The organism is Streptomyces sp. NPDC058955, from assembly GCF_042741435.1.
Classification (GTDB): Bacteria; Actinomycetota; Actinomycetes; order Streptomycetales; family Streptomycetaceae; genus Streptomyces.
Genome location: NZ_JBHYKM010000039.1, coordinates 37,505 through 44,989 on the forward strand (window position 1 = coordinate 37,505; position 7,485 = coordinate 44,989).

General features: G+C 67.8%; 5 protein-coding genes and 2 pseudogenes. 4 read left to right on the top strand and 3 right to left on the bottom strand.

Going from position 1 to position 7,485, the window contains the following annotated elements:
• Positions 1-15: 15 nt before the first annotated feature.
• The 4 genes from ACFW1I_RS17445 to ACFW1I_RS17460 all read left to right on the top strand — a co-directional run bounded on the left by ACFW1I_RS17445 (position 16) and on the right by ACFW1I_RS17460 (position 4,073).
• Entirely contained in the window at positions 16-1,680 is a 1,665-nt protein-coding gene (locus ACFW1I_RS17445; protein WP_384670553.1) for a flavin-containing monooxygenase, read from the top strand.
• Positions 1,677-2,057: a hotdog domain-containing protein gene (locus ACFW1I_RS17450; RefSeq protein ID WP_384670554.1), complete on the top strand. Its 381-nt coding sequence runs from the start codon at positions 1,677-1,679 to the stop codon at positions 2,055-2,057. The genes ACFW1I_RS17445 and ACFW1I_RS17450 overlap by 4 nt, the downstream gene beginning before the upstream one ends.
• 249 nt (positions 2,058-2,306) lie before the next feature.
• Positions 2,307-2,483, top strand: a complete 177-nt coding sequence (locus ACFW1I_RS17455; protein ID WP_384670556.1) for a hypothetical protein — start codon at positions 2,307-2,309, stop codon at positions 2,481-2,483.
• Between the two features lie 453 nt (positions 2,484-2,936).
• Positions 2,937-4,073 (top strand): tyrosine-type recombinase/integrase, encoded by a 1,137-nt coding sequence (locus tag ACFW1I_RS17460; RefSeq protein ID WP_384670557.1) that lies wholly within the window; start codon positions 2,937-2,939, stop codon positions 4,071-4,073.
• 1,168 nt (positions 4,074-5,241) lie between these two features.
• On the opposite strand, the gene ACFW1I_RS17465 is transcribed toward ACFW1I_RS17460, so the two are convergent.
• The 3 genes and pseudogenes from ACFW1I_RS17465 to ACFW1I_RS17475 all read right to left on the bottom strand — a co-directional run.
• Complete coding sequence (locus tag ACFW1I_RS17465) at positions 5,242-5,574, bottom strand: hypothetical protein (protein WP_384670559.1); 333 nt, start codon at positions 5,572-5,574, stop codon at positions 5,242-5,244.
• A gap of 814 nt (positions 5,575-6,388) precedes the next feature.
• Positions 6,389-6,595: pseudogene (locus ACFW1I_RS17470) on the bottom strand (hypothetical protein); the annotation flags it as partial.
• Between the two features lie 217 nt (positions 6,596-6,812).
• Positions 6,813-7,073: pseudogene (locus ACFW1I_RS17475) on the bottom strand (hypothetical protein); the annotation flags it as partial.
• Positions 7,074-7,485: the final 412 nt, after the last annotated feature.

The window sequence follows — 7,485 nt, forward strand, 5'->3', positions numbered from 1 at the left end:
ACCGAAGGCACACGCATGACCGAGACCGCTCCATCCACCGCCCCCGTCGTCGACCTCCTCTGCGTCGGCGCCGGGTTCTCCGGCCTGTACACGGCGTACAAGGCCGCCGAGAAGGGCTGGACCTTCGCCGGATTCGAAGCCGCGCCCGACGTCGGCGGCACCTGGTTCTGGAACACGTACCCCGGCGCGCGCTGCGACGTCGAGAGCGTCTACTACTCCTACTCGTTCAGTCAGGAGCTGCTGCAGGAGTGGACGTGGAGCGAGCGCTTCGCTCCCCAGGCCGAGATCCTGAGCTACATCCAGCACGTCGCCGACCGCTTCGACCTGCGCCGGCACTTCACCTTCGGCACCCGGGTGACCTCCGCGACCTGGCTCCCGGAAGCGCGGCTCTGGGAGGTGACCCTCGACTCCGGCGAGACCCGGCGGGGCCGCCACCTGCTCGCCGCCTCGGGCGGCCTTTCGGCGCCCAAGGACTTCGACGTGCCGGGCCTGGAGAACTTCACCGGGACCACGGTCTCGACGAGCCGGTGGAACATTCCGCTGAGCGATCTGGCGGGCAAGCGCGTCGCCGTGATCGGCACCGGGTCGTCCGCCGTCCAGTGCATTCCGCTCATCGCCGAGGTGGCCAAGCACCTCACCGTGTTCCAGCGCACCCCCAACTACGTGTTCCCCGCCCGGAATACCCCGCTGTCGGCGGAGTACGTCGACGAGATCAAGAGCAACTACGCGGCGATCCGCGAGGAGTGCCGCCACTCGCTCGGCGGCATTCCCGACCGCATTCCGGACGCCGCCGCGTTCGACGTCTCCGACGAGGAACGGCGCGAGCGCTACGAACGGGCCTACCAGCGCAGCGGATTCAACGGCGTCGGCGGCGAGTTCTCCGACCTCCTGACCGACGCGAGGGCCAACGAGACCGCGGCCGAGTTCGTCCGCGAGAAGATCCGCCAGATCGTCCGCGACCCGAAGACCGCCGAGCTTCTCGAACCCCGCTTCCACCCGCTCGGCGCCAAGCGCAGCTGCTTCGGCACCGACTACTACGAGACCTTCAACCGCCCCAACGTCTCGGTGGTCTCCCTTCGTGACGAGCCCATCGAAACCATGACGAGCGACAGCATCGTCACGCACGCCGGCTCCCACGAGGTCGACGCCATCGTCCTGGCGATCGGATTCGACGCCTTCACCGGCCCGCTGTACGCGCTCGGCGTCTCCACCCCTGAGACCGGCCGACTGCAGGACGCGTGGAGCGACGGAGTCCGGACCTACCTGGGCGTCATGACCGCCGGGTTCCCCAACTTCTTCATGATCGCGGGACCGCAGAGCCCCGCGCTCGCGAGCAACGTCGTCGTCACGATCGAGCAGGCCGTGGACTGGATCACCGATCTGATCGGCCACGCGAAGGCCGGCGGTGCCGAGGTCATCGAGCCGACGGCCGAAGCCCAGGACGACTGGGTGAAGATCACCGAGGGAACGGTCGCCCAGACCCTCTACGCCACCACCGACTCCTGGTACCGGGGCTCGAACGTGACCGGCAAGCCGACGACCTTCCTCGGCTACGTGGGCGGGGTCGGCAAGTACCGCCGCATGTGTACCGAACTCGCCAAGCGCGGCTACCCGGGCATCGCGTTGGACGGCGAGACCGTAGCCCGCCGCCTCGGCCGTATCCACGAGGAGATCGCGTGAAGGTCGTACACCAGCGCTACGTCGCGTACTCCGAGGCGCATTACGCGGGGAACCTGGTCGACGGGGCCTTCGGTCTGAAGCTGTTCGGAGACGCCGGAACGCACCTGGCGATCACCCTCGACGGCCACGAGAGCCTGTTCGCCGGATACGCGTCGGTCGAGTTCCTCGCACCGGTTCGCGGCGGCGACGTCGTCGAGGCGGAAGCACGCCTGGCGGCGAAGGGGAGGCGGAGCCGGACCGTCGACTTCGAGCTGCGGATCATCTGCCGAGCCGTCGACGACAGCGGCCGGGCCGAGGTGCTGGCGGAGCCCATCGTGGCCACTCGGGCGCGAGGAACGGCGGTCATTCCGGCCGACGCGGCGACGACGGCACCGTGACCGCCTCGGGAGGAGGTGTCTGTCGGCGCTGAGCAGTCCGATCCGCGTGCCCCCCACGAGCGACCGGCCCGCAGTCGGCGGCGGGCCGGTCTCGGACCCCGCGGGTTGCGTACGACGGCGAAGTACGGGCGTCAGAACGAGCGCGCGCTGACACGTCATCCCCGGGTCTACTGTTTGCCCTCAGAGCGGCGACGGTCATGAAGAAGGAACCGCCATGGCCGTCAGGCTGATCTCGGACTCGTCTCCGTGATGCGTTTCGGCGTCCCGATGGCCGGCGACGGCTGGACAGCCGCGCCGTCGGCGGTGGTGGCGGTGACGTGCCTGGTGGTGCGGTTCCGCGCGGCCTCGGGCCGGAGGCGGGCAGCGAGCCGACTTCCGGAGCGGTCGACCGGCGACGGGCTGATGTGGCAGGTCGGTGGTGCGTAGGCGCACGTTGTCCGTGTGCGCGGACGGACCTGCCACATGCCTGATGGGCCATCAGGCAAGTCAGCATCGGGTCAGCATGAGTCCCCGTGCGTTCCGGGGCGATCGCCTCAACTGGCGCCGGTGCTAAGGGAAAGCCCAGGTGGGAAGCCGTCCAGCCCGACCGGAGCGATGTTCCTCACAAACATCGTTCGACACGTCCCGGTGTACAGTCGAGACCGCCCTTGACCTGCACAAAGCAGGCAGGGAGCCGTCTTCGAGGAGTCCCAAGTGCTGCGTACTCTGTTCAAGTCCAAGATCTGACTATTTGGCGTTGCCGCAGGTCAGGGGCATCATGTGCCCCCCTCAGGTCAGCAAACGGTCAGCATGCGTCCGCATGGTGTCCGCACTTGCTGACCTTCGACCCGCAGCAGGCGCCTGAGCATGATTCTTGGGCTGGATCGGATGGTTCGCGACATGGCCCGACAGCTCGCCCGCGGCATGGGCTCCTTCTTCAAGGACTGCGGCTGCGCCAAGCCCACCCGCTGCCCCCACCCCTACTCGATCCGTTTCCGCGACGCGCTCGGCAAGCAGCGCGAGGAGTCCGGATACGACACGCAGGACGACGCGATCGAACGCCTCACTCAGCTGTATGCGGAAAAGAAGACCACGGCTCCGTCCGTGGCGGCGGCCCGCCGTGAACTGGGCCAGCTGACGGTCGAGGAGTACGCCAAGCAGTGGCGGCCCCGGCAGCGCCGGATGACGGACTACTCCACCGGCGAGCACGTCGACAGCTCGATCAACGTGCACATCGTCCCCCGCCTGGGAGCGCGGAAGCTGAACTCGGTCACCCCGATGGTGATCGAACGCTTCCTGGACGAGATGGAGAACGACGGAGTCGGCCGGGGAAACCAGGTGAACATCTTCCGGGTCCTGAAGACCATCCTTCGGGATGCGTATGCCAAGGGAGCCATGGCGGACGACCCGGTGAAGGGGGTCCAGGAACCGGAGTATGTGCGCGAGCAGGTTGCCATCCCCTCTCTCGCCTACGTGACGAAAGCGCTGACGGTCGCCGACGAGGACCTCGCGCTGGAGATCGTCATGATGGCGGGATGCGGTCTGCGCAACGGTGAGGCGCGGGCGGTGAACGTCAACAACGTCGTGGCGCAGGACGTCTACCGGGTGCGAGAGCAGATCCACTCCAACACGCTGAGGCCGGCAAAGCTGAAGCACCGCAAGACGGGGGAGTTCCGGGAGGTACCCCTGCCGCGGTCGGTGCGGGAGGTGATCGAGCGGTACGCGGCCAAGCACGGCACCACGAAGGACGGCTACCTGCTGCGCGGCCCGGGCGGCTACTTCACCGAAGGCATGGAGCGACGCCGGGTGAAGAAGCTCTTCGCGGACCTGCCGCCGGAGGAGGGGGTGGGGATGTACGGCTTCCGGCACTACTTCGCCTCGAACGCCCTCGGCAACGGCATCCCCATCACTGACGTGGCGGAGTGGATGGGGCACAAGTCCATCGAGGAGACGTACCGCACGTACCGACACCTGATGCCGGGGAGCATCACCAAGGCCGCCCGTATTCTGGATGCCGGTCTCTGGGAAGCAGCGTGATACGCCTCGCGGAGCTGGCTCCTGAAATCGACGGAGAAAAGTCGGGGGGATCGATCGGACCGGGACGCGCGGAAGGCTACGGAGGGCTTCTCGGCTGTGTTGGCACAGCCGGTGTTGGCGTCCTGCCATTCGTCGGCGGGGGCCTGGAGGACTTCGTCATGAAGTTGTCCGGGGGTTGGCGCTGACCTGTGCTGACGCGGGTGAAGCCGCTCCTGACCTGTACGTATGAGTCTTTCAGCGTCTTTCAGCGGCGTGCCGCATCACGCGGTCGATTCTCCCCACGCGCTCCCCAGGGCCGTCGGCACTCCCCAGATTCTCCCCAGGAAGTGGCTTTGCGGCGGGTTATGCCGGCACGGGGCGTTACCCATTAGAGGTACCGTCAAGGGCATACTGAGTGACCTTGTGTAGCGCACGTCCGGACGCCGCACGACGCGCAAAAGTGGTCCGCCGTCAGCAGCGGAGAGCCGCCCTTCAGCCAGAAGGATATTCGGCTGGAGGGCGGCTTTCCGATGCGGGTCCCCGTGGAGTTCTGGCTGTGTTGACCGCGGCCGACGGTGTTTGGGCGCGACCCGTGATCGCAGCCTTGCGGGGAAATATGTGTGCAGTGCTTTACGTTGGGCTGAGGTGGACGTGCAGCGTCTAGTCGAGGCGAACGTGGAGGCGCTGTTGGGGGTCCCTTCCCTGGCGTCCGAGTACGGCACGGGGCCGGCTCACGCCGGCCGGATAAACTCGTTGGGACTCGATGCGAACGGGGGCTCCTGTCGTGATCGAGTACAAGCGCGGCACGGATGGGCGTGATCAATCAGGGGCTGTTCCACTTGAGCTGGCTCGTCGGTCATCGGGTCCAGTTCGAGCACCTGGTCCGTGAGCGCCTCGGGGCGACTGCCGCGGCTCAGGTGTTGTCGTGGCCTCGGTTGATCTGTGTGGCCGACGACTATACGCGCCACGACCTCCACACCGTGTGCGAGCACCGGCGCAGCATCGACCTGGTCCACTATCGCCTCTTCGGCAGGGGCCTGATCGGGCTTGAGACCTTGACGACGGCTGGGGCCAGCCGGTGCGGCGCACCAGGTACCGACGTCCTGCCGCGTCGTCCTGGACGCGGCAGGACGCTGGCCGCCTCGGAGGGCGGTCAGCGCCACGCGCCAGCGCATCGCTCACGGGCGCCTCAGACGCTGTACCAGAGGTAAGCGCCCTCACCGCCATTCGCCGTGGTGCCCAGGGCGTAGGTGAGGGATCCCTTGGAGGCGGCGAAGTACGACGTGCCGACATAGAACGTCGAACTGCTGGTGTTGAAGTACCCACGCACCTTGGCGTAGGTGCTGCCGGAACGCAAGGCGATGGTCGTGCAGTTCCCCGGGTACACGATCGTCGTGGCGAAGTTCGCCTGCTGCGGGAGTTCGGCGTACACCCGGTAGTTGCCGTACGCGCACAGCGTGAACTGGTACGGGACGGTGCTCGCGGCCGAAGACGTGCTGGGGGCCGCCAAGGTGAGGGCCACGGCCGAGACAGCCGCGGCAAGTCCAGTGAGAAACGTCTTTCGAAGGGTGCGAAGGCGCGACATGTGAACGGAGCCTCTCTCTGTGGTGCGAAGACACCTCGACGGTAGACACCACCCGTCGCATGGGCCACGAGTCCGGCGTTTCACTGCCCCTTCGGTCACGTCCTCGATCTGTGCGGACCTCCCCTGGTATGGGTTCCTTCACGGGACGCCAGTCACCGAACCACTTCCGGAGCGCACCGACGAGTCCTGGAGTGCCGCTGCCCACCCAGGCCACACGGCCGCCCGGGCGGAGGACGGACTCCGCGCTGCCCAGCTCCCAGCTCGCCGCCGGGTCGACGTCCGCGGTGAGGACGAGATCCTGCCAGGGCAGCACCGTCGGCGTACGGCGTTTCCGCCTCTCAGATCGAGCGCCAGCGCGTGCGCGGTGCGGAGAAGACCGGCGGTGACGTCCGGCCCCGCCGCGGCAGCGAGAAGGCGGGGAGGTATGCGGCGCCCGGCGAGGTAGTCTGCATCCACATCGAAGGCGTCTCGTATGAGTCCGCTGACATTCCGACGATGTGTCGTTGGACGTCCGGAACCCGCGCGCACGAGTCCATCCGGTCTTGGCCTCCGGAGGGGCTCCAGGATGCCTGAGGTCAGCAGGGGTTCGCTCATGACGTCGACTGGATCGATTTTCGGTCGTCCACACGCTCGGCTGTCGTCTGATCCAACGTGCGCGGCGGGGCTGAACGCCTGTGCCCCCGGGCGGCCTCGACCGTGCGTACGTCTCCGAGACCGAACTAGGCCAGGATCGCGAGCACCCGTGGATGGAACGCCGAGAGACCGAGGCACCCGCCGTGACTCGGACGACGGTGACATCCGCCAACCGGTCCACCTGTACGTCCCGTCCGCTGTCCACGAGGTGAGCGGGGGTGCCATGAGCCATGGAGACGTCGACGAGCTGGCGGGAGTTGTGTGAGTTCAGTGCCCGGCGACGATGAAGAGATCGGCGTCCTCCGCGAGGTTTCGTGCATCCCACCTGCCAGTTCTGCGCCGATCAGCAGGTTTCTTCGCTCGGCCGACCCATGATGTGGGGGAACCACCGACGCAGGAGGTCGGCCACGCGGGTCGTCCCGTCCACGGCTGGCGTGGTCTGTGCGAGTCACACCACCCGCCCCAGGTCTGCCATTTCGACAGACCCGGGGCGTTCGGTCCCGACACGACCTGAATCCTCTCGTGGGCGATTCCCAGAGCCCCACCACCTCGTCGTGACCCGGCTCGCCGATCAGCAGGATGTCGTAGCCGATGGACACGAATGCCCGGGCCTCACGGTGAACCTTCGAAACCGGAGGACACGTGGCATCCACGCCCCGCAGCCCGCGGTGCGCGGCGGCCTCGTGGGCGCCCGGCGCTACGCCGGGGGCCGAGAGGACGGCCACGGCCCCTCGGGCACATTGGCGCCCCGTGCGATGCCGGCGCCCGTTCGACGCTGACGACCGCCCCGGACACCCCGGCACAGAACCCGCTCAGCGTAGCCAGGAGCACGGTCCTTCTCTCATCTGAGTGCCGCCTTCCCGTGAAGTCCATCGTCTGTGCTCCTCGCTTCGTCACGAGTGGGGAGGAGCGAAGCACCGAGGCCCCGCGCCGGTACACCGGCATCGGGGCCGTGGTGCACGAAGGGACATCGCTACCACCCATGCAATCCTCGTTCTCGGCCGGTCGGCACTCGACATCGGGCCGGGTCGAGGCGCGCCCGCCATGCGCCAAGTGGACGCATCGCGTGTGTCGGCATCCGCACCACGGCGTGCCAAGCGCGGAAGAGGGGGGGGGGGGGGGGGGGCGCCCCCCCCCCCCCGCGCGGGCCCCACCAGCGCGAAACACAAGGCGCGCCCCACACCCAAGAGAAAAAAGCGCCCCCCACGCGCGAGG